20 protein-coding genes and 1 tRNA gene are annotated in these 19,031 nt (G+C 70.4%); 13 read left to right on the top strand and 8 right to left on the bottom strand.

The features are described 5' to 3' along the window. Nucleotides 1–10: 10 nt before the first annotated feature. Nucleotides 11–895 carry an aldo/keto reductase gene (locus tag QMK61_RS01450; RefSeq protein ID WP_302069930.1) on the bottom strand — a complete coding sequence of 295 codons (885 nt, stop codon included), beginning with the start codon at nt 893–895 and terminating at the stop codon, nt 11–13. Nucleotides 896–1,055: 160 nt separating this feature from the next. Here QMK61_RS01450 and QMK61_RS01445 point away from each other — a divergent pair, with 160 nt between their 5' ends. Beyond that, nucleotides 1,056–1,454 (top strand): hypothetical protein, encoded by a 399-nt coding sequence (locus QMK61_RS01445; RefSeq protein WP_302069929.1) that lies wholly within the window; start codon nt 1,056–1,058, stop codon nt 1,452–1,454. Nucleotides 1,455–1,499: 45 nt separating this feature from the next. Then, nucleotides 1,500–2,231 carry a sulfite exporter TauE/SafE family protein gene (locus QMK61_RS01440; protein ID WP_302069928.1) on the top strand — a complete coding sequence of 244 codons (732 nt, stop codon included), beginning with the start codon at nt 1,500–1,502 and terminating at the stop codon, nt 2,229–2,231. A 5-nt stretch (nt 2,232–2,236) separates the two neighbouring features. On the opposite strand, the gene QMK61_RS01435 is transcribed toward QMK61_RS01440, so the two are convergent. Then, complete coding sequence (locus QMK61_RS01435; RefSeq protein WP_302069926.1) at nt 2,237–3,112, bottom strand: DMT family transporter; 876 nt, start codon at nt 3,110–3,112, stop codon at nt 2,237–2,239. A gap of 129 nt (nt 3,113–3,241) precedes the next feature. Here QMK61_RS01435 and QMK61_RS01430 point away from each other — a divergent pair, with 129 nt between their 5' ends. The 6 genes from QMK61_RS01430 (at nt 3,242) to QMK61_RS01405 (ending at nt 9,151) form a co-directional block, all read left to right on the top strand. After that, nucleotides 3,242–4,414 carry an acyl-CoA dehydrogenase family protein gene (locus QMK61_RS01430; RefSeq protein WP_302069925.1) on the top strand — a complete coding sequence of 391 codons (1,173 nt, stop codon included), beginning with the start codon at nt 3,242–3,244 and terminating at the stop codon, nt 4,412–4,414. 143 nt (nt 4,415–4,557) lie between these two features. Continuing rightward, nucleotides 4,558–5,100 carry a GNAT family N-acetyltransferase gene (locus QMK61_RS01425; RefSeq protein ID WP_302069924.1) on the top strand — a complete coding sequence of 181 codons (543 nt, stop codon included), beginning with the start codon at nt 4,558–4,560 and terminating at the stop codon, nt 5,098–5,100. After that, on the top strand, nt 5,097–5,582 hold the full coding sequence (locus QMK61_RS01420) for a hypothetical protein (RefSeq protein WP_302069923.1): 486 nt from the start codon (nt 5,097–5,099) through the stop codon (nt 5,580–5,582). Before QMK61_RS01425 ends, QMK61_RS01420 begins: the two co-directional genes overlap by 4 nt. Nucleotides 5,583–5,631: 49 nt before the next feature. Continuing rightward, entirely contained in the window at nt 5,632–7,893 is a 2,262-nt protein-coding gene (locus QMK61_RS01415; RefSeq protein WP_302069922.1) for a thiamine pyrophosphate-dependent enzyme, read from the top strand. Nucleotides 7,894–7,952: 59 nt separating this feature from the next. Continuing rightward, the gene (locus QMK61_RS01410) at nt 7,953–8,492 is read left to right on the top strand and encodes an Ivy family c-type lysozyme inhibitor (RefSeq protein ID WP_302069921.1); all 540 of its coding nucleotides are present in this window, start codon (nt 7,953–7,955) and stop codon (nt 8,490–8,492) included. Nucleotides 8,493–8,590: 98 nt separating this feature from the next. Further along, on the top strand, nt 8,591–9,151 hold the full coding sequence (locus QMK61_RS01405; protein ID WP_302069920.1) for an NADPH-dependent FMN reductase: 561 nt from the start codon (nt 8,591–8,593) through the stop codon (nt 9,149–9,151). A gap of 344 nt (nt 9,152–9,495) precedes the next feature. Here QMK61_RS01405 and QMK61_RS01400 read toward each other — a convergent pair whose 3' ends face one another. Further along, on the bottom strand, nt 9,496–10,275 hold the full coding sequence (locus QMK61_RS01400) for a helix-turn-helix transcriptional regulator (RefSeq protein ID WP_302069918.1): 780 nt from the start codon (nt 10,273–10,275) through the stop codon (nt 9,496–9,498). Nucleotides 10,276–10,395: 120 nt separating this feature from the next. Here QMK61_RS01400 and QMK61_RS01395 point away from each other — a divergent pair, with 120 nt between their 5' ends. From QMK61_RS01395 to QMK61_RS01380, 4 genes are all read left to right on the top strand, one after another. After that, complete coding sequence (locus QMK61_RS01395) at nt 10,396–11,658, top strand: MFS transporter (RefSeq protein ID WP_302069916.1); 1,263 nt, start codon at nt 10,396–10,398, stop codon at nt 11,656–11,658. Between the two features lie 96 nt (nt 11,659–11,754). Continuing rightward, nucleotides 11,755–12,510, top strand: coding sequence for a Bax inhibitor-1/YccA family protein (locus tag QMK61_RS01390; protein WP_302069915.1), 756 nt, complete (start codon nt 11,755–11,757; stop codon nt 12,508–12,510). Between the two features lie 31 nt (nt 12,511–12,541). Further along, the gene (locus QMK61_RS01385; RefSeq protein ID WP_302069914.1) at nt 12,542–12,871 is read left to right on the top strand and encodes a YbjQ family protein; all 330 of its coding nucleotides are present in this window, start codon (nt 12,542–12,544) and stop codon (nt 12,869–12,871) included. Between the two features lie 8 nt (nt 12,872–12,879). Next, a complete protein-coding gene (locus tag QMK61_RS01380) occupies nt 12,880–13,188 on the top strand; it encodes a hypothetical protein (protein ID WP_302069913.1) in 309 nt (102 codons plus the stop codon). 156 nt (nt 13,189–13,344) lie between these two features. On the opposite strand, the gene murB is transcribed toward QMK61_RS01380, so the two are convergent. From murB to QMK61_RS01355, 5 genes are all read right to left on the bottom strand, one after another. Continuing rightward, on the bottom strand, nt 13,345–14,370 hold the full coding sequence (gene murB / locus QMK61_RS01375; RefSeq protein WP_302069975.1) for a UDP-N-acetylmuramate dehydrogenase: 1,026 nt from the start codon (nt 14,368–14,370) through the stop codon (nt 13,345–13,347). A 10-nt stretch (nt 14,371–14,380) separates the two neighbouring features. Beyond that, on the bottom strand, nt 14,381–15,418 hold the full coding sequence (locus tag QMK61_RS01370) for a quinone-dependent dihydroorotate dehydrogenase (protein WP_302069974.1): 1,038 nt from the start codon (nt 15,416–15,418) through the stop codon (nt 14,381–14,383). A gap of 234 nt (nt 15,419–15,652) precedes the next feature. Continuing rightward, nucleotides 15,653–16,417 (bottom strand): class I SAM-dependent methyltransferase, encoded by a 765-nt coding sequence (locus tag QMK61_RS01365; protein ID WP_302069912.1) that lies wholly within the window; start codon nt 16,415–16,417, stop codon nt 15,653–15,655. A 4-nt stretch (nt 16,418–16,421) separates the two neighbouring features. Then, the gene (locus QMK61_RS01360; protein WP_302069910.1) at nt 16,422–17,195 is read right to left on the bottom strand and encodes an SDR family NAD(P)-dependent oxidoreductase; all 774 of its coding nucleotides are present in this window, start codon (nt 17,193–17,195) and stop codon (nt 16,422–16,424) included. Between the two features lie 103 nt (nt 17,196–17,298). After that, nucleotides 17,299–18,834, bottom strand: a complete 1,536-nt coding sequence (locus QMK61_RS01355) for an aldehyde dehydrogenase family protein (RefSeq protein WP_302069909.1) — start codon at nt 18,832–18,834, stop codon at nt 17,299–17,301. A 114-nt stretch (nt 18,835–18,948) separates the two neighbouring features. Between QMK61_RS01355 and QMK61_RS01350 the strand changes: the two genes are divergently transcribed. Beyond that, a tRNA-Arg gene (locus tag QMK61_RS01350) sits at nt 18,949–19,025 on the top strand. The last annotated feature ends 6 nt before the right edge of the window (nt 19,026–19,031 follow it).

Below are 19,031 nucleotides of genomic sequence, written 5' to 3'. Positions count from 1 at the left end.
GGTGGCCGGTTCAGGGCACGGAATGCCCCTTGCTCGCCGTCCAGATCGCGTACCAGTCCTCGGCGTCCAGCCGGACATCCAGCGCGGCCACGGCTTCCCGCACGCCCTCGATGCGCCCGGTGCCGGTGATCGGGTAGGGGCGCGAAGGGTGCCGCAATACCCAGGCGAAGGCCAGGGTGGCGAGGCCGATGCCGAGGCGGGCGGCGATGGCCTCCATTTCGGCGCGCACGCGAACGGCCTGTTCGCCTCCGTCGGTGATCAGGCGACCGCCGGCCAGCGGCGACCAGGCCATCGGGCGCAGGCCGAGTCGCTGGGCCTGGTCGAGCGTGCCGTCGTCCAGCGCGTCCAGGCACAGGGGCGAAAGTTCGATCTGGTTGGTCGCGAGCGGGTGGTGCCCGTGCAGCAGCGCGAACTGGCTGGACGAGTGGTTGGACACGCCCCAGTGCGCCACCTTGCCTTCGCGGGTGAGCGCCGCGAACGTCCCGGCCAGCGCGGCGGCGTCCATCAGGTAATCGGGCCGGTGGATCAGCACCAGCTCCAGCCGTTCGGCGTGGAGCTGGCGAAGGGACTGTTCCACCTGCGCGCGGATGTAGCCTGCCGAGGTGTCGTAGTGGCTCACCCGGTACGGGCGTTGCGCCGAACGCAGGCGGATGCCGCACTTGGTCACCAGCTGCATGCGCGAGCGCAGTGCCGGTGCGGCACGCAGCGCTTCGCCGAACAGCGCCTCGGCGCCATAGTCGCCGTAGATGTCCGCATGGTCGAAGCTGGTGACGCCCAGTTCCAGCGCCTGCTCGATCCAGCGCACGCGCGCCTGCACGGAAAGGTTCCAGCTGGCGATGCGCCACATGCCGGCGACGATGGGGGAGAGTTCCGGTTCAATGCGGACGGTCGTCATGCTGGCTCGGTGCGGTTACGCGATCCGGTCATCATGCAACATGCGGCGGCGGAACAGGAGGCCGGGAAGATGTTCCCCGCAGCCGCGTCGGGTGACGCCTGTCACTGGATGCGCCGTCGGTGGCGCCTTACCGTGGCGTCACCTTGGGGAGGACATGACGATGGCGGACAACGAAACGGGCGCCGGTGCGAACGGCAAGGCGCGGCATGATTACCGTGTGATCCCGGCCCTGCTGGTGGTCGCGGTGGGGTTGATCTTCCTGTGCGGCAACCTGGGCGTTCGGATTCCCTTCTTCGACTGGGCGAACTGGTGGGCCTGGTTCATCCTGCTCGGTGCGGCGTGGCCGCTTTCCGAGGCCTGGGCACGTTACCGAGCCGTCGGCAAGTTGGACGGGACGGTGGCGCAACCGCTGCTGGGCGCTTTGGCAGTCGCGATCGTGGCGATGATCTTCATCCTCGGCCTGTCCTGGGCCACGTGGTGGCCGTTGTTCGTGATCTACGGCGGCCTGTGCATGCTGGTGCATGGCCAGCAGCACCGGCGCCGGGACAGGATGCGATAATCGCCAGGGTTTGCCGGGCCTTTCGCCTGCGCCTTGGGAGTGCCGGTGCTGGTCATCGTCCTGACGATACTGTTCATCGCCAGCTTCATCCGTTCGGCCTTCGGCTTCGGCGAGGCGCTGATCGCCGTGCCTCTGCTCGCCTTCGCGATGCCGGTCGAGCAGGCCGCGCCGATCGCCGCGCTGGTCTCGATCACCGTGGCGGCGGTGGCCATCGCGCAGGACTGGCGCCACATCCACGTCCGCAGCGCGGGGCGGCTGTTCCTCGCCACCGCGGTGGGCACGCCGATCGGACTGTGGGCGCTGCACGCGCTGGACGGGCGGCTGGTGAAGATGGCGCTCGGCGCCGTGGTGGCGGCGTTCTCGCTGTTCGCCTTGGCGCGCCACCGGCAGCCGGTGCTGCACGACGACCGGCACGCCTGGGCGTTCGGCTTCGGCGCCGGCGTGCTCGGCGGCGCCTACGGCATGAACGGGCCGCCGCTGGTGGTGTACGGCGCGCTGCGCGGCTGGTCGCCGCGCCATTTCCGCGCCACGCTGCAGGGCTATTTCCTGCCGGCCAGCCTGATGACCATGGCCGGCTACGGGCTCACCGGCTTGTGGACGCCCGCGGTGACCCGTGGCTACCTGCAGGCGCTGCCTGCGGTGCTGGTCGCCATTGTGCTTGGCCGGGCGGTGAACCGGCGGCTGAGCGGCCCGGCCTTCGTGCGCTGCGTGCACGTGGGACTGGTGGTGGTCGGCACGCTGCTGTTGCTGCAATCGATGGGCTGGATCGGCGGCTGAGCCGATCACATCATTCGCACCCGCCGCCACCAGCCGGTGACCTTCTCCTCGCGGACCAGGGTGAACAGGCCCGCGCCCAGGATCATCACGATGCCCACCCCCATCGGCCAGTCCAGCCGGTCGCCGAACAGCCAGTAGCCGAAGCCGATCGCCCACAGCATCTGGCTGTACTGGGTCGGCGCCACGCGGTTGGCGGGGGCGAGCAGGGTGGCGTACATCAGCAGCACGCCGGCCAGCGCGGCGAGCAGGCCGTAGCCGGCCAGCAGCAGGCACTGGTGCAGGTCGGGCCAGATGAAGTGCGGCAGCATCAGCAGGCCACCGGCGACCAGCGGACCGATCACGCCGGCGCCGTACAGGCTGATGCGCTTCTCGCCCGGCCCGGCCATGCGCAGCGCCACCATCGAGGTCGCCGCGGCCAGCCCGCACAGCACCGCGGCCAGGTGGCCCACGCCCAATGCGCGGAAGCCGGGCCGGAGCACCACCAGCACGCCGGCGAAGCCCACGAACACCGCCGTCCAGCGCCGCCAGCCCACGTGCTCCTTCAGCAGCAGCACCGACAGGAGGGTCACGAAGACCGGCATCAGGAAGATCATCGAGAACACCTCTGCCATCGGCAGCAGGGTAAACGCGGTGACCGAACAGATGTTGCTGACCGCGCCGGCCAGGGCCCGCACCCACCACAGCCGCGGCCGCGCGGCCGGGAAGACGTCGCGCCAGCGGTCGCCCTTGTCCATGATGAAGGGCAGCGCGGCCAGCCCCAGCACGCCGCCGAAGAACACCGACTCGTAGGGCGGCAGGCTGCCGTGCAGCGACTTCACGAAGGCGTCGCTGATCGCGTAGGCTGCGAAGCAGGCGAAGCCCAGCAGCACACCCTTGATCATGGGCTATCCGTGGCGGTGGGACCGCGCACATGATCGCACGGCGCGCCCCCGGCGCTGCTGCACCCGGCCATGACCGGCGCGGCCGCCCCGGGTAGAATCCGCGATTTCCCGTCCTTCAATGGAACGCCCATGGCCGCTGCCCGCCTGAACCCGCTCGACCTGTACGACATCCGCTCGCTGCTCACCGACGAGGAGCGCATGGTGCAGGACACCGTCGGACGCTTCGTCGACGAGAAGGTGCTGCCGATCATCGGCGACTGCTTCGACCAGGCGCGCTTCCCGAAGGAGCTGGTTCCCGAGATCGCCGGCCTCGGCCTGCTCGGCGCCACCATTCCCGAGAAGTACGGCTGCGCCGGCATGAACGGCGTGAGCTACGGCCTGATCTGCCAGGAACTGGAGCGCGGCGACTCGGGCCTGCGCAGCTTCGCCTCGGTGCAGAGCTCGCTGGTGATGTACCCCATCTACGCCTACGGCAGCGAGGAGCAGAAGATGGAGTACCTGCCGAAGATGGCGGCGGGCGAGCTGATCGGCTGCTTCGGTCTCACCGAGCCGCACGGTGGTTCCGACCCGGCCAACATGAAGACCCACGCGAAGAAGGACGGCGGCGACTGGGTCATCAACGGCGCCAAGATGTGGATCACCAACGGCAACCTGGCCGACGTCGCGGTGGTCTGGGCGCAGACCGGGGACGGCATCCAGGGCTTCATCGTGCCGACCCGCACGCCGGGCTTCGCCGCGCAGGAAGTGCACAAGAAGATGAGCCTGCGCGCCTCGGTCACCAGCGCGCTGTTCCTCGACAACGTGCGCGTGCCGGACGCCAACCGCCTTCCCAACGTGAAGGGTCTGAAGGGCCCGCTGGGCTGCCTCACCCAGGCCCGCTACGGCATCACCTGGGGCCCGATCGGCGCCGCGCAGGCCTGCCTGAAGGAAGTGATCGACTACACGCAGGAGCGCGTGCTGTTCGGCCGCCCGTTGGCCGCCAACCAGGCGATCCAGCTCAAGCTGGCCGACATGGCCCGCCGCATCACCACCGCGCAGCTGCTGTCGCTGCAGCTCGGCCGCCTGAAGGACGCCGGCACCATGCAGCCGACCCAGGTCTCGCTGGCCAAGTGGAACAACTGCCGGATGGCCATCGATATCGCGCGCGAGTGCCGCGACATTCTCGGCGGCGCCGGCATCACCACGGAGCATTCGGCGATCCGCCACGGGCTGAACCTGGAATCGGTGATCACCTACGAGGGCACCGAGACCGTGCACCAGCTGGTGGTGGGGCGGGAGCTGACCGGGATCAACGCGTTCTGAAAACCGGCCTCGCGGCATCTCGCGTGCTCGTCATTCCGGCGAATGCCGGTCATCCAGCGCCCCAAGGCCGGATCGACGCCGCTGGATCCCGGCCTTCGCCGGGATGATGTCGAGGTTGCCCAAACACCTTCGGTTGGAATCGCATGAGCTTGCAAGACATCCGCATAGAAACCGACCGCCTGATCCTGCGCCCGACCCGGCCGGAGGATTTCGAAGGCTGGGCCGCGCTGATGGGCGACGAGGAGAATTCGCGCCACATCGGCGGCCCGCAGCCGCGTCCGGTGGCCTGGCGCGGGTTCCTTTCCATGGCCGGCGCCTGGGCGATCCAGGGCTACGCCATGTTCTCGGTGATCGAGAAGGCCAGCGGCCGCTGGATCGGCCGCCTCGGTCCCTGGCAGCCCGAGGGCTGGCCCGGCACCGAAGTGGGCTGGGGCATCCTGCGCGACGCGTGGGGCAAGGGATACGCGACCGAAGGCGCCGCGGCCGCCATCGACTGGGCGTTCGACACGCTGGGCTGGACCGAGGTGATCCACACCATCGCGCCGGACAACGCCGCCTCGCAGATCGTGGCGCGCAAGCTGGGCTCGGCGCTGCGCGGCCCGGGCCGGCTGCCCGCGCCGTTCGAGGACGTGGCGGTCGAGGTCTGGGGCCAGACGCGCGAGCAGTGGCGCCGCCGTCGCGCATGAACCCGGCGCTGCGCGAAGCACTGGCTGTCGCCGTGCCCGACCTGCAGCGCCATTGCCGCGACCCGTGGACGGTGATCGGCAGCGCCGCCGCCGCACTCGCGGGCGCCGACGTCAGCGTGGCGGACCTCGACGTGCTGTGCAGCATCCGCGATGCGGAAATCTTGACCGCGCTGTGGCGCGACCGGCTCGATGCCGCGTACGTACATGCCGCCGACGGCGACCGCTTCCGCTCGCGTTTCGCGCGCTTCCGCTTTCCCGGCCTGCCGCTGGAAGTGATGGGCGGGCTGGAGTTGCGTGGCCCGCAGGGCTGGCAGGCGGTGCAGGTGCGCGAGAGGGTGCTGGTGGACTGCGGCGGCGTCGCGGTGCCGGTACCCGCGTCGGTGGAGCAGGTGCGCATTCTGGAAAGCTTCGCCCGCCCCAAGGACCTGCAGCGCGCCGCGCAGCTGCGCGCGCTGGCGGCCTCGTCGCGCCCCGACCGATAATCCCCTTTTGCGCCGTGCCACGGCCCCAGCCACGGAAACTCCCGCCACCATGTCCGCCACGCCCATCGCCGCCCGCCACAAGGGCTTCAACCGCGCCGAGATCGTCGACCAGAACTTCACCGAGTTCGTGCAGCAGTGGCAGGGCGAGGCGCGCGCCGCGCCGCGCGACGACGCGCCGGTGTTGCCGGGCAGCGCGCTCGACGCGCGCGGCTTCCGCGAGCTGCTGGAATCGCAGCTGATCTCGCGCCATCTCGACCTGATGGCGCGCGTGCTGCGCGTGCAGAACAAGGTGTTCTACACCATCGGCTCGTCCGGCCACGAAGGCAACGCGATGGTGGCGCGGCTGACCCGCCACACCGACCCGGCCTTCCTGCACTACCGCTCCGGCGGCTTCATGGCCGAGCGCTTCCGCAAGCTGCCGGGCATGGACCCGGTGATGGACTCGGCGCTGTCCTTCGCCGCCAGCGCGGAAGACCCGGCCTCCGGCGGCCGCCACAAGGTGTGGGGCAGCAAGCCGCTCTGGGTGCTGCCGCAGACCTCGACCATTGCCTCGCATCTGCCCAAGGCGCTAGGCACGGCGATCGCCATCGACCACGCACGGCGCATCGGCCACACGCTGCCGGTGCCGGACGATTCCATCGCGATCTGCTCGTTCGGCGATGCCTCCAGCAACCACGCCACCGCGCAGACCGCGTTCAACGCGGCGGCGTGGACGGCCTACCAGAAGCTGCCCGCGCCGGTGCTGTTCGTGTGCGAGGACAACGGCATCGGCATCTCGGTGAAGACGCCGACCGGCTGGGTGGCGAGCAATTTCCAGTCGCGCGCCAACCTCGACTATTTCTACGCCGACGGCCTTGATCTCGCCGAAGGCTACGCCCAGGTGCGGCGCGCGGTGGAGCATTGCCGCACGACGCGCCGGCCGACTTTCCTGCACCTGCGTACCACCCGCATCATGGGCCACGCCGGCACCGACTTCGAGATCGAGTGGCGCAGCATCGAGGAACTGGTGGCGCTGGAAGCCACCGACCCGCTGCTGCGCTCGGCGGCCATCGCGCTGGAATCGGGGCTGTACACGAAGGATGCGTTGCTCGAACTCAACGAATCCATCCGCAAGCGCTGCTTCGCCGCCGCCGAGGAAGCCGACCGCCGCCCGAAGCTGGAGCGCCTGGACGACGTGATGAAGCCGCTGGCGCCGTACACGCCGGCCAAGGTGAAGACCGAAGCCGAGCGCGCCGACTACGCCGACGCACGCCTCAAGGCCTTCGGCAGCGAGGACAGGCTGCCCGAGAACCAGCCGCCGCGGCATCTGGCGATCCAGATCGGCCAGGCGCTGCACGACATCATGGCCAAGTACCCCGAATCGCTGCTGTTCGGCGAGGACGTGGCGCAGAAGGGCGGCGTGTACACGGTGACCAAGGGCCTGCACAAGGCGTTCCGGAACACGCGCGTGTTCAACACCCTGCTGGACGAGACGGTGATCCTGGGCCTGGCCCAGGGCTACGCCAACATGGGCATGCTGCCGATCCCCGAGATCCAGTACCTGGCCTACTTCCACAACGCGGGCGACCAGATCCGCGGCGAGGCGGCCAGCCTGCAGTTCTTCTCCAACGACCAGTACCGCAACCCGCTGGTGATGCGCGTGGCCTCGCTGGGCTACCAGCGCGGTTTCGGCGGGCATTTCCACAACGACAACTCGATCGCCGCGCTGCGCGACATCCCGGGCCTGGTGGTGGGTTGCCCATCGCGCGGCGACGACGCGGCGACCATGCTGCGCACGCTCGCCGCGCTGGCCAAGGTGGACGGCCGCGTCTGTGCCTTCCTCGAACCCATCGCGCTGTACATGACCAAGGACCTGTACGAGGCCGGCGACGGGCAGTGGCAGTTCGCCTATCCCGCGCCGGGCGAGGCGATGGTGCTGGGCGAGGGCCGCGTCTACAACGACAAGGCGAAGGACCTGGTGGTGTTCACCTTCGGCAACGGCGTGCCGATGGCGCTGCGCGCCGCGCGCACGATCGAGGCCGAGCTGAAGTGGAAGGTGCGCGTGGTCGACCTGCGCTGGCTGGCGCCGCTCAACGACGCCTTCATCGCGGCCCAGGCGAAGGGCGCCAAGCGCATCATCGTGCTGGACGAGGGCCGCAAGAGCGCCGGCGTGGGCGAGGGCGTGATCACCGCCATCGTCGAGGCAGGCCTCGGCGCCACGCCGCTGGAGCGCGTGGTCGGCGCCGACACCTTCACCCCGCTGGCCGGCGCGGCCTTCCTGGTGCTGCCGGGCGAGGCGGACGTGGTGGCGGCCGCGCGCAAGCTGGCTTGATGGGCGATTCACCCCCGTTGCGGCAGGATGGACGCCTGCCACCACGACGGGAGTGCGCCATGAAGCTATCCAGCCTTGCCTGCGCGATGGTCGCGATCCTGGCCTGCGCCGCGTGTTCGCCGCAGGGCGCGCCGCCTGCCGCGCCGGCGGATGATGCCTCCGCGGCCATGCCCGCACCGGCCGGCACGTCCGCATCGGCCAGCCACGGCGCCGCGTCGCCAGGCGCGGCGCAGGTCTACCTGTTCGACCTGCTGAAGCGCCCGGACTTCGCCAGCGCCCTCGACGACCTGGCCGGCGCCCGTGCGTTGCCGGCCTGGGTGCGCGGAGGCGGCACGGCCACGCCGGCGCGGACCGTGCAGGTGGAAGGCAGGCCGATGCTGCTGGCCTCGGCCTGCAAACCGCACGATTGCCCGGGCGAGCGCGTGGCGCTGCTGTACGACGCGGCGGGCCATGCGATGTGGGGCCTGTACGCGCAGCGTCCGGCAGACCTGTCGCCACCGGTCGATCCCGATGACGATTCGCACGACACGCTGACCTGGCTGGGCCATCCGGACCCGCAACGGCAGCAACTGCTGCACGACGCGCTGTATCCGCGCTGAGATACCGCCGCGCATCACGCGGGCTTGACCGCGGTCGATCTTCAATGCACCGATGCGCCGCGGCGGCGGCCTGGCCTTTCCACACGGGAGCAGCGCACATGGGCACGATCAAGGTGGCGGTATTCACGGGCAGCCTGCGCAGGGAGTCGTTCAACCGGCGCCTGGCCCTGGCGGTGGAGAAGCTGGCGCCGCCGGAGTTCACGTTCGAATCCGTGCGCATCGACGACCTGCCGCTGTACAACCAGGAGTTCGACGCCGACTATCCCGCCGAAGGGCGTCGCCTGAAGCAGGCGGTGGAAGCGGCCGACGCGCTGCTGTTCGCCACGCCGGAGTACAACCGCTCGATCCCCGGCGTGCTGAAGAACGCGCTGGATATCGGTTCGCGGCCGTGGGGCACCAATTCCTTCAAGGGCAAGCCCGGCGCCGTGATCGGCGCCTCCATCGGCGCCACCGGCAGCGCGCTGGCGCAGCAGCACCTGCGCAACGTGCTGGCCTACCTGGACGTGGCGGTGCTGGCGCAGCCGGAGGTGTTCGTGCAATTCAAGGACGATGGCCCGGTCGACGCCGACGGCAACATCACCAACGACGGCACGCGGAAATTCCTGCAGGGCTTCGTGGACCGCTACGCGGACTGGGTGCGCACGCACCTGCGTACTTGAGGCATGCGCAGATGGGCGCGTCACTGACCACGCCATCCCGGGCGCACACGGCGCTTGCTCGTCGTTCCGGCGCAGGCCGGAATAGGTGTTGAGGCCGGTCAAGCGCTTGCACCGAAGATCGGCAAACAGGCGTGCGGGTTAGATCGCCATCTGCTTCGAAGGGCGGGGCAGCCCCCTCCCCTGCGCGCAGGGGAGGGTTGGGGTGGGGTGCTTTTGGCTTGAAAGCAAGAGCGTTATCCCCTCCAACCTCCCCCTGCGAGCAGGGGGAGGAGCGCATCCAGCGGCAGGAAATAGTCCGGACAGCAGTGGGCTTCGCCGGAATGACGGCGAGGGTGGGCAAGCGATTACACCACACCGCCCAGGTAACGGCTGGGCGGTGCGCCCAGCACGCGGCGGAAGGCGGCGGTGAACGCGCTGGGGCTGGCGTAGCCGAGGTCCAGCGCCACCTGGGTCACCGGCTCGCCGCGGCCCAGCCGGGTCAGCGCGGCGAGCAGGCAGGCCTGCTGGCGCCAGGCGCCGAAACTCATGCCGGTCTGCTCGCGGAACAGGCGGGTGAAGTGGCGCCGGCTCATGCCGGCGTGCGCGGCCATGTCGTCGATGTCCGCGTCCAGCGTGGGCGCGTCGAGCAGGGCGCGGCACAGCGCGGCCAGCCGGCGCTCGCGCGGCAGCGGGGTGTTCAACGCCAGCGCAGGCATGCGGCGGATCTCGTCCACCAGCAACGCCATCACCCGGCCGTCGCGGCCGTCCAGCGCGTAATGCGGCGGCAGGTCCACCGCTTCCAGCAGCAGCGCGTGCAGCAGCGGCGACACGCCGATCACCCGGCAGTGCGGCGGCAGGCCGGCGGCTTCCACGGCCGCGCGGGCGACATAGGCGCTGCGGGTGGAGACCTGGCCGTCCATGTGCACCTCGTGGGTGACGCCCGGCGGGATCCACAGCGCGCGCTGCGGCGGCACCACCCAGCTGCCCTCGGCGGTGATCGCGGTGACCACGCCGGTGGCGGCGTACAGCAACTGGCCGCGGCGGTGCGCATGCGGCGGCAGCACCTGGTGCGGGGCGTAGTCGTTGCCGGTGGCGACCACGTCGCGCGGGATGTCCTCATAGGCGTCGACGCGGGTGTTGCGCATGCGATGGCCCGGATTCGATGAAGGTTGACCCGCCGACATATGCGGGCCGTGGCCGGACACTCTATGTTGGGCACCCCCGCCGCGCAACCGCGCGGCCTTCCCCAACGAGAACGGCTACCCATGCAAACTCGCGTCGAAACCCTGCCGCTGCCCACCGGCGATGTCCCCGCGCCGGTGCCCGCTCCCGCGGCGCAGGAGGGCACCGCCTACCCGGTGCTCGGTGCGATCAGCTTCTCGCACCTGCTCAACGACATGATCCAGTCGTTGATCCTGGCGATCTACCCGCTGCTCAAGGGCGATTTCCACCTCAGCTTCGCCCAGGTCGGCCTGATCACGCTGACCTACCAGCTCACCGCGTCCCTGCTGCAACCGCTGGTCGGCATGCTGACCGACCGCCGCCGGCTGCCGTATTCGCTGCCGGTGGGCATGGGCTTCACCCTGGCCGGCCTGCTGCTGCTGGCGTGGGCGCCGAACTTCGCCGTGCTGCTGGCCGCGGCGGCGCTGGTGGGTACCGGCTCGTCGGTGTTCCATCCCGAATCCTCGCGGGTGGCGCGGATGGCGTCGGGCGGCCGGCCCGGGCTGGCGCAGTCGGTGTTCGTGGTGGGCGGCAACCTCGGCGCCTCGCTGGGGCCGCTGCTGGCGGCCTGGATCATCGTGCCGCACGGGCGCGGCAGCGTGGCCTGGTTCTCGCTGGCCGCGCTGCTGGGAATGGTGGTGCTGGTGCAGGTGGGCCATTGGTATGCGCGCCACCATGCCGCGCACGGCGCCAGGCGCGTGCGCCACGCGGAGGCGCACGGGCTGCCGCCGCGCACGGTGCTGGCGGCGCTGCTGATCCTGGGCGTGCTGATCTTCTCCAAGTACTTCTATATCGCCAGCATCAGCAGCTACTACACCTTCTACCTGATGCACGGCTTCGGCGTGTCGGTGCAGAACGCGCAGGTGCACCTGTTCGTGTTCCTCGCCGCGGTGGCCTGCGGCGTGCTGATCGGCGGCCCGCTGGGCGACAAGGTGGGGCGCAAGTGGGTGATCCTCGGCTCGATCCTCGGCGTGGCCCCGTTCACCCTGCTGCTGCCGCACGCCAACCTGTTCTGGACCGGCGTGCTGAGCGTGGTGATCGGCCTGGTGCTGGCCTCGGCCTTCACCACCATCATCGTCTACGCGCAGGAACTGGTGCCGGGGCGGATCGGCATGATCTCCGGCGTGTTCTACGGCCTGGCCTTCGGCATGGGCGGCCTCGGTGCGGCCCTGCTGGGCCGGCTGGCCGACCTGGACGGCATCGGCCACGTCTACCGGTTGTGCGCCTACCTGCCGCTGATCGGCGTGGTGGCGCTGCTGCTGCCGGACGTCGAGCCTGGGCGCAAGCGGGCGAAGGCGCGCGGCTGAGCGGCGATTCCGCGCATGTGACGGCGCGCGTCCCGCGGGGTAGCATGGACCGATGCCGCGTACGGCGCGGCGCGTTCTACTGCACGGAGTCCCACGATGCGTTCCAGCAACCCCGTACTTCAGGACAAGGCCTTCCGCGGCCTGCCCGCCACCGGCGAGCGGATGACGATGAACGGCATCATCGCCCGCACCGGTCTGCTGCTGGTGCTGGCGCTGATCACCGGCGGCTGGACCTGGCATCACTTCGTCGAGGTGGCGCAGGAAGGGGGCCTGCCGGCCGGCATGGCGGCGATCTCGCCCTATCTGTGGGGCGGCCTGATCGTGGGCTTCGTGCTGGCGCTGGTGACCTCGTTCGCCAGCCGCTGGGCCGGGCTCACCGCGCCGCTCTACGCGATGGCCGAGGGCTGCGCGCTGGGCGGCATCTCGGTGATGCTCAACCTGCGCTACCCGGGCATCGTGATGCAGGCGGTGATGCTCACCGCCGGCGTGCTGGCGGTGATGCTGCTGCTGTACCGCTCCGGCATCGTCAAGGTCACCGACAGGTTCCGCATGGGCGTGGTGGCCGCCACCGGCGCGATCGCGCTGCTCTACCTGGTCGACATCGGCCTGCGCGCCTTCACCAGCATCCAGATCCCCTTCATCCACGAGACCGGCGCGCTGGGCATCGGCTTCAGCCTGCTGGTGGTGGGGCTGGCGGCGCTGAACCTGGTGCTGGACTTCGACATGATCGAACGCGCCACCGCGCAGGGCGCGCCGAAGTACATGGAATGGTATGGCGCGTTCGCGCTGATGGTGACGCTGGTATGGCTGTACATGGAGATCCTGCGCCTGCTGTCGAAGGCGCGGCGCTGATTGCGGCATTTCCACTGCGGAGGGGCAGGGCATGATCGTAGTGACTACCGAGAACGTGCACGGTCGCCAGGTGCGCGAGGTGAAGGGGCAGGTGTTCGGCGTGGTGGTGCGCAGCCGTGGCATCGGCGGCAACCTGATGGCCGGCCTGCGCTCCATCGTGGGCGGCGAGATCCACGAGTACACGCAGATGCTGGAGGAGGCGCGTCGCCACGCGCTGGACCGGCTGGTGCAGAACGCCACCGCGATGGGCGCCAACGCGGTGGTGATGATGCGCTTCGACTCGGCCGAGATCGGCCAGACGATGAGCGAGATCGTGGCCTACGGCACCGCCGTGGTGCTCGAGCCGCCGGCGCCGCGCTGAGCCGGGCCATGTTGCCGATCGTGCTGTATGTCGTCGGCGGCGTGCTGCTGCTGGGTGCAGTGCTGGCAGCGATCACCGGCTGGCTGGCGATCCTGCTGCCGCAATTGCTGGTGGGCGGCCTGCTGCTGGTGGTGGGGCTGGCGATCGAGCGCTGGCGCTACAAGCCGCTGCGCGAGGCGCGGCCCGATCCGCGCTGGCTGGATACCGGCGAGCGCTTCGTCGATCCGGAGAGCAACGCGCTGGTGGCGGTCTACCACGATCCCGCCGACGGCAGCCGGCATTACGTGCGCGTGGCGGGTGGTCGCGAGGTTGCGTGACCCCTCCCCAACCCTCCCCTGCATGCAGGGGAGGGAGCTGTGGCCTCGCCTTGTAGCAGGGAGTTGGATCGCCCGTACGCTGCTCTGGCTCCTCCCCCTGCGTGCAGGGGGAGGTTGGGAGGGGGTAGCTCGGGATGATGCAAGCGTGGGTGGCGCTCAGCCGCCCACCACCCGCGGCTCCGGCTCCAGCCGCACGCCGAATGCCTCTTCCACGCCGGCGATCACCTTTTGCGCCAGCGCCCACAGCTCGGCGCCGCTGGCGCGCCCATGGTTCACCAGCACCAGCGCATGCCGGTTGGAGATGCCGGCGTCACCCTCGCGCAGGCCCTTGAAGCCGGCGGCCTCGATCAGCCAGGCGGCGGAGAGCTTGTGGCGGCCGTCGGGCTGCGGCCACGCGGGCAGTTCCGGATGCGCGCGCCTGAGCGCTTCCGCCTGCGGGGCATCGACGACAGGGTTCTTGAAGAAACTGCCGGCGTTGCCGATCACCGCGGGGTCGGGCAGCTTGCGCGTGCGCAGGTGGATCACCGCCTCGGCGACGTGGAACGGCGCCGGCCGGGCCACGCCCATCCGCGCCAGCTCCTCGCGGATGCCGGCGTAGTCCAGGCGCAGCTCGCGCGTGCGCGGCAGCACGAAGCGCACCGCGGTGACGACGTAGCGGCCGGGCTCGCGCTTGAACACGGAATCGCGGTAGGCGAAGGCGCAGGCGGCGGCGCCCAGCGTGGCCACGCGCCGTTCGCGGGTGTCCCAGGCTTCCACGCTCTCGATGAATTCGGCCACTTCGGTGCCGTAGGCGCCGATGTTCTGGATCGGCGCGGCGCCCACGGTGCCGGGGATCAGGATCAGGTTCTCCAGGCCGGCGTAGCCCTGGCCCAGGGTCCAGCGCACGAAGTCGTCCCAGCGCTCGCCGGCGGCCACGGCGATGCGCGCGCGTTCGCCGTCGGCCTCCACCTGTACGCCCTGCGTCGCCATGGCGACCACGGTGCCGGCGTAGTCGCCGGCGAACAGCACGTTGCTGCCTTCGCCCAGCACCAGCACCTCGCCGTTGCGCACGGCGGGGTAGGCGAGCAGCTCGGGCAGCTTCGCCGCGTCGCGCACCTCGGCCAGCAGCCTGGCCTTCGCCGCCACGCGCAGCGTGTTGCGGTGGGCGAGCGGGGCGTCGTCGCTCAGCGTGTAGCCGCCCATATCAATGCGCTCAGGCTGCATCGGCCTGTTCCCGCTGGAGACGGATCTCGTCCACGCATTCGGCGACCAGCCGCGGGCCGCGGTAGATCAGGCCGGAGTAGAGCTGCACCAGCGCGGCGCCGGCGGCCAGCTTCTCGGCCGCGTCGCCGCCGTCGAGGATGCCGCCCACGCCGACGATGGCGACGCGCTCGCCCAGTCGCTTGCGCATGCCGCGCAGCACGGCGGTGGAACGCTCGAACAGCGGCTTGCCGGACAGGCCGCCGGCTTCGCCGCCGTGCGGGTCGTCCGCCACCGCGGTGCGCTCGACGGTGGTGTTGGTGCAGATCACGCCGTCGATGCCGCTGGCCAGCAACACCTCGGCGATGGCGTCCAGCTCGGCCTCGGCGAGGTCGGGCGCGATCTTCAGCAGCATCGGCGTGCGCGCGCCGCTTTGCGAACCGAGCCGTTCCTGCGCCTCGCGCAGCGTGCCGACGAAGCGGCGCAGCGATTCCTCCTGCTGCAGGTCGCGCAGGCCCTGGGTGTTGGGCGAGGAGATGTTCACCGTGACGTAGCCGGCGTGCGGATAGACACGCTCCAGGCAGAACAGGTAGTCGTCCGCCGCGCGCTCGTTCGGGGTGTCCTTGTTCTTGCCGATGTTGATGCCCAGCACGCCGGCGTAGCTCGACTTGCGCACGTTGTCGACCAGCGCGTCCACGCCGGCGTTGTTGAAGCCCATGCGGTTGATGATTGCCTCGTGTCGCGGCAGGCGGAACAGGCGTGGCTTCGGGTTGCCCGCCTGCGGACGCGGCGTGACCGTGCCCACCTCGACGAAGCCGAAGCCCAGCGCGCCCAATGCGTCGAGGTGCTCGGCGTTCTTGTCCAGCCCCGCGGCCAGGCCGACCGGGTTGGGGAAGCGGATGCCGAAGGCTTCCACCGGCAGCTCGGCGGCGGGCCTGGCGACGAAGCGCGTCAGCTCGCTGCGGTGGGCCACGTCGAGGCCGTACAGGGTGAGTCCGTGCGCGGTCTCGGCGTCGAGCGCGAACAGCAGCGGGCGCAGCAGGTCGTACATGGGTGCCTCGGTGAAGAACGGTTTGATTTGGCTCGTCATCCCGACGACCGGATTGGCGACGACACTCAGCTGGAAAACTCCGTTCGTGCTGAGCGTAGCTTGCGACAGCAAGCGAAGTCGGAGCGCCCGGCGGCAGTCACCCTTCGACTTCGACCCTGCGGGCCTACGCTCAGGGCGAACGGCGTGGGGACAGCTGAACGTTGTCGCCGATCCCGTCGAAATGACGGGTTAAAGCTAAAGCGTGCCCACGATGATGCGGGTGTCGTAGTCGAAGCTTATCCGGCCGTCCTGCTGGCAGCGCTCGAACAGGTCACGCAGCGCGGCGAGCATGGGCTCGTGCCGCGGGTGCCCGGCCTTCGGCGCGTAGGAGGACGACATCAGCCGCCCGCGCAGGCCGTCGAAGTCGAGCCGTTGCTTGTGCTCGAAGCGCGCGGTGCCGCGCCAGCCGGCGCCGAACCAGGCGCGCATGCCGTCGTCGTCGGCATAGCGCTCGGCCACGCTGGTGTAGTCGGTGCCGTAGCGCTGCAGCAGGGCTTCGTAGCCCTCCAGGAACGGCGTACCGGTGAGCCGGCGCGAGTTCCAGAAGATCGCCGCCAGCCGGCCCGGGCGCAGGATGCGTGCGAACTCGCGCCGCGTGGTGTCGGGGTCGAACCAGTGGAAGGCCTGCGCCACCGTCGCCAGGTCGACGCTGGCGTCGGACAGGCCGGTGGCATCGGCGCGGCCGTCGACGGCGCGGAAGCGCGGGTTGCCGCCCAGCCAGGCGACCGCCGCCTCGCGCATCGCCGCGTTCGGCTCCACCGCGGTCACCGCGTGGCCGGCGTCGAGGAACAGCTTGCTGGAGATGCCGGTGCCGGCGCCCACGTCGGCGACCTGCCAGTCGGGCATCACGCCGTGCTCGCGGTGCAGCCAATCGAGCATGGCGGACGGGTAGTCGGGCCGATAGCGCACGTAGTCGGCGACGCGGTCGCTGAAGCGTTCGGTGCTGCGCAGGGTGCTCATGGGGTCATCCGTTCAGTTGCTGGCCGCCGTCCACGCACAGGGTCTGGCCGGTGATCCAGCCGGCCCAGGGCGAGGCGAGGAACAGCGCGGCGTGGGCGATCTCCTCCGGCCGGCCATAGCGGCCGAACGGGATCTTCGCCAGCGTGGCGGCGTAGAGCCCCGGCTCCTCGCGCCGGCGGCGATCCCACAGCCCGTCGGGGAACTCGATCGAGCCGGGCGCGATGGCGTTGACGCGGATGCGATGCTCCGCCAGCGCGAGGGCCTGCGAGGTGGTGTACTGGCTGAGCGCGGCCTTCACCGCGGCATACGGCGCGCCGTGGCGGCGCGGGTGGAAGGCAGCGATGGAACTGGTATGCAGGATGCTGGCGTGCGGCGAGCGCTGCAAGTGCGGCAGCGCCTGGCGCGAGGCGCGCACGGCGGCCATCAGGTCGACCTCGAAGCCGGCGAGCCAGCCGGCGTCGTCGTCGCCGAAGCCGTAGCCGCTGGCGTTGTTCACCAGCACGTCGAGGCCGCCCAGCGCGCCGGCGGCGGCGTCGATCCAGGCGCGGATGGTGTCCGCGTTGGCGAGGTCGCCGCTTCGCGCGTGGACGGTGCCGCCGCGCGCGCCGATCTCGCGCGCCACGCCGTCCAGTGCGGTTTGCCCCCGTGCGCAGACGGACACCGCGGCCCCCGCATCGGCGAAGGCCAGCGCGATGCTGCGGCCGATGCCCTTGCTGCCGCCAGCGACGGCGACGCGGTAGCCGTGGAAATCGAAGGGAGGCAAGGCAGGCGGGTTCATGCGGCATCCTCGCGTGCGGTCCGGGACGGCCCGTGGCGTGCGGCGCCGGCAGGCCGGTCGCGGGTGACGCGTGCGCCGCACGGACGGCGCACGCGTCGGTCGGTCAGAACTCGAACTTGATGCCTTGCGCCAGCGGCAGCGCGTCGGAGTAGTTGATGGTATTGGTCTGGCGGCGCATGTAGGCCTGCCATGCGGTGGAGCCGGACTCGCGGCCGCCGCCGGTTTCCTTCTCGCCGCCGAAGGCGCCGCCGATCTCGGCACCGGAGGTGCCGATGTTGACGTTGGCGATGCCGCAGTCGCTGCCGGCCGCCGACAGGTACTGCTCGGCCGACTTCAGGTCCTGCGTGAAGATCGCCGAGGACAGGCCCTGCGGCACGTCGTTCTGCATCGCGATGGCTTCGTCCAGGGTCTTGAACGGGATCACGTAGAGGATCGGCGCGAAGGTCTCGGCCTGCACCACCTCGTCGCTGTTCTTCACGCCGCCGACGATGGTCGGCAGCACGAAATGGCCCTTGCGGTCGGTGAGTGCGGCGCCGCCGGTCAGCACCCTGCCGCCCGCGGCCTTGGCCTTCTCGATGGCGGCGAGGTAGGCCTGCACCGCTTCGGCGCTGTTCAGCGGCCCCATCAGCGTCTTCGGGTCGGTGGGATCGCCGATCTTGCCCTCGACCTGCTTGTAGGCGGCGACCAGCTTGGCGGTGACGTCGTCGACGATGGATTCGTGCACGAACAGCCGGCGCGTGGTGGTGCAGCGCTGGCCGGCGGTGCCCACCGCGCCGAACACGATGGCGGGGATCGCCAGCTTCAGGTCGGCGCTGCGGTCCAGGATGATGGCGTTGTTGCCGCCCAGCTCCAGCAGCGAGCGGCCCATGCGCCTGGCCACGCGCTCGCCGACCATGCGGCCCACCTTGGTGGAACCGGTGAAGCTGACCAGCGGGATGCGCTTGTCGTCGACGAAGGCCTGCGACAGCTCGGTGCCGGCGTCGTTGAACAGGAAGAAGATGTCGGGGAAGCCGCCGGCCTTCAGCGCCTCGTTGCAGATCCTCATCGTGGCGATGGCCGACAGCGGGGTCTTCGGCGAGGGCTTCCAGATGCAGACATCGCCGCAGATCGCCGCGAGGAAGGCGTTCCACGACCACACTGCCACCGGGAAGTTGAACGCGCTGATGATGCCGACCAGGCCGATCGGGTGCCACTGCTCGTACATGCGGTGGCCGGGGCGTTCGGAGTGCATGGTGTAGCCGTACAGCATGCGGCTCTGGCCCACCGCGAAGTCGGCGATGTCGATCATCTCCTGCACTTCGCCGTCGCCCTCGGGCTTGATCTTGCCCATCTCCAGCGCGACCAGCGAGCCCAGCGCATCCTTGTGCCGGCGCAGCGCCTCGGCGCACAGGCGCACCGCCTCGCCGCGCTTCGGCGCCGGCGTGGCGCGCCAGGCCTTGAAGGCTTCCTGGGCGCGCTGCACGATGGTCGCGTAGTCGGCCGCGCTGCTCGCATGCACGCGCGCGATCACCTCGCCAGTGGCCGGGTTCGTCGGCGCCAGCGTGCCGGCGTCGCTGGTCTTCGACCACTCGCCGTTGCCGAGGTAGGTGCCGGAGTTGACGTCGGCCAGGCCGAGGGCGGTGAGGATGCTGTGGGACATGCGGGCTCCTTCTGCCGGACGCGCGTGGCGCCCTGTTCAAAACGCCGATTCTAGCAGGGGTACGCTTGCGGCCGGTTCGCGCGCGGCGGCGATCCATGCCAGAATCCGCGCCTCGCCCCCGTAGCTCAGTTGGATAGAGCGTCCCCCTCCTAAGGGGAAGGTCGTACGTTCGAATCGTATCGGGGGCACCAGTTCCA

It is taken from the genome of Fulvimonas sp. R45, from assembly GCF_030504985.1.
Taxonomy (GTDB): Bacteria; Pseudomonadota; Gammaproteobacteria; order Xanthomonadales; family Rhodanobacteraceae; genus Rhodanobacter_A.
The sequence above is the reverse complement of the archived record's forward strand: the minus strand, read 5'-3'. Positions and strand labels throughout refer to the sequence as shown.

Excerpts from the sequence above, each read along its gene's own strand:
- QMK61_RS01450 (WP_302069930.1), bottom strand. The coding sequence starts at position 895 with ATGACGACCGTCCGCATTGAACCGGAACTCTCCCCCATCGTCGCCGGC.
- QMK61_RS01445 (WP_302069929.1), top strand. The coding sequence starts at position 1,056 with ATGGCGGACAACGAAACGGGCGCCGGTGCGAACGGCAAGGCGCGGCAT.
- QMK61_RS01435 (WP_302069926.1), bottom strand. The coding sequence starts at position 3,112 with ATGATCAAGGGTGTGCTGCTGGGCTTCGCCTGCTTCGCAGCCTACGCG.
- QMK61_RS01430 (WP_302069925.1), top strand. The coding sequence starts at position 3,242 with ATGGCCGCTGCCCGCCTGAACCCGCTCGACCTGTACGACATCCGCTCG.
- QMK61_RS01425 (WP_302069924.1), top strand. The coding sequence starts at position 4,558 with ATGAGCTTGCAAGACATCCGCATAGAAACCGACCGCCTGATCCTGCGC.
- QMK61_RS01420 (WP_302069923.1), top strand. The coding sequence starts at position 5,097 with ATGAACCCGGCGCTGCGCGAAGCACTGGCTGTCGCCGTGCCCGACCTG.
- QMK61_RS01415 (WP_302069922.1), top strand. The coding sequence starts at position 5,632 with ATGTCCGCCACGCCCATCGCCGCCCGCCACAAGGGCTTCAACCGCGCC.
- QMK61_RS01410 (WP_302069921.1), top strand. The coding sequence starts at position 7,953 with ATGAAGCTATCCAGCCTTGCCTGCGCGATGGTCGCGATCCTGGCCTGC.
- QMK61_RS01405 (WP_302069920.1), top strand. The coding sequence starts at position 8,591 with ATGGGCACGATCAAGGTGGCGGTATTCACGGGCAGCCTGCGCAGGGAG.
- QMK61_RS01400 (WP_302069918.1), bottom strand. The coding sequence starts at position 10,275 with ATGCGCAACACCCGCGTCGACGCCTATGAGGACATCCCGCGCGACGTG.
- QMK61_RS01395 (WP_302069916.1), top strand. The coding sequence starts at position 10,396 with ATGCAAACTCGCGTCGAAACCCTGCCGCTGCCCACCGGCGATGTCCCC.
- QMK61_RS01390 (WP_302069915.1), top strand. The coding sequence starts at position 11,755 with ATGCGTTCCAGCAACCCCGTACTTCAGGACAAGGCCTTCCGCGGCCTG.
- QMK61_RS01385 (WP_302069914.1), top strand. The coding sequence starts at position 12,542 with ATGATCGTAGTGACTACCGAGAACGTGCACGGTCGCCAGGTGCGCGAG.
- QMK61_RS01380 (WP_302069913.1), top strand. The coding sequence starts at position 12,880 with ATGTTGCCGATCGTGCTGTATGTCGTCGGCGGCGTGCTGCTGCTGGGT.
- murB (WP_302069975.1), bottom strand. The coding sequence starts at position 14,370 with ATGGGCGGCTACACGCTGAGCGACGACGCCCCGCTCGCCCACCGCAAC.
- QMK61_RS01370 (WP_302069974.1), bottom strand. The coding sequence starts at position 15,418 with ATGTACGACCTGCTGCGCCCGCTGCTGTTCGCGCTCGACGCCGAGACC.
- QMK61_RS01365 (WP_302069912.1), bottom strand. The coding sequence starts at position 16,417 with ATGAGCACCCTGCGCAGCACCGAACGCTTCAGCGACCGCGTCGCCGAC.
- QMK61_RS01360 (WP_302069910.1), bottom strand. The coding sequence starts at position 17,195 with ATGAACCCGCCTGCCTTGCCTCCCTTCGATTTCCACGGCTACCGCGTC.
- QMK61_RS01355 (WP_302069909.1), bottom strand. The coding sequence starts at position 18,834 with ATGTCCCACAGCATCCTCACCGCCCTCGGCCTGGCCGACGTCAACTCC.